At 56.4% G+C, this 1,129-nt stretch carries 1 protein-coding gene; it reads left to right on the plus strand.

The genetic code is table 11. The features are described from left to right. Positions 1-852: 852 nt before the first annotated feature. Positions 853-1,129, plus strand: a 277-nt coding sequence (locus tag IT41_RS20455; protein ID WP_036741137.1) for an IS5 family transposase, incomplete at its 3' end; no start/stop codon positions are given.

Genomic DNA, 1,129 nt, shown 5'->3' on the forward strand with positions numbered 1-1,129 from the left:
TCTCCTGGCTGCAATTGCGCTCTGATGATAGTCCGCGCTAATTGACGGCCTGGCGCGACACCGCGATCCTGTGCGGCATGTGCGGACGATTCGCGGACCCAGATTTGCGCAGCGCCGGGCTGGACACGTCCTGGCTCAAGATCGACCCGTTCGCGGGCTGGCGGGACCAGGCATCAGCCAGTCGGGCTACTACCTGTGGCAGAAGGCTTGGCTCGAGCGCCGCAACTGACCGCGCTCCCTCGGCCCTACCGCCTCGACAGGGAGGGCGGGGAGCGGTCATTCGCTGCTCAGAGCATGAATGACCGGGATGCGCTGCGAGCTGGCGTAGCTGTTGCCGCGCGGGCTCGACTGGGCTTAGAGGCTTGTTCCCGCGAAAGATCATCAAATTTGGAACTGCGCAGCAGCACTCTCTGAAATTGCCATGCAGCAGGCAGGATTCGTGACCAAGCTTTGCCCTTCAGACTTCCCCGAGGAATTTAGGTTATCAAGCATACCCTGCTTCCGTGAATTGACGATAGCGTCACATATTCCACAGAGCATATTTGTTGATAATATTCTAACTTTTGCGAGAAATAATATATGGATAAGGCAACGCACTTTTGAGATAAATGTCGCAGTCTTAACCCTGCGCGATCAATTCTGCCGCGACGAGCAACTTATCGCGATAACTCGCGTAAACAGTTACCCTCGGGTTTGTCCTCGGGTCATCCATAGTAAGCGTCTGGTAAACCGTAATTCCTGCCTGTGGACTACCGAAAATGCGAAGCCCAAGCCCTTCTAGGGTCAGGACCCATAAGGCCGCTTGAACCCTTTGGATAGTCGTGATTCACGCCCGCAAACTACGGGGGCAACATGAGCGACTACTACTGGTTGACGGAGGCGCAGATGGAGCGTCTTCGACCGCACTTTCCGAAATCACGTGGCGTACCAAGGGTCGATGATCGGCGGGTGCTGAGTGGGATCATCTACGTCAAACGGAACGGTTTGCAGTGGCGCGACGCGCCATCGGTGTATGGCCCGCACAAGACGCTCTACAACCGGTTCGTCAGATGGTCTCGTATGGGTGTGTTCGCACGCATCTTCAAGGACTTGGCGCAACCAGGGCGAGACGGAGACACCATCATGATAG

This window comes from Paracoccus halophilus, assembly GCF_000763905.1.
Lineage (GTDB): Bacteria > Pseudomonadota > Alphaproteobacteria > Rhodobacterales > Rhodobacteraceae > Paracoccus > Paracoccus halophilus.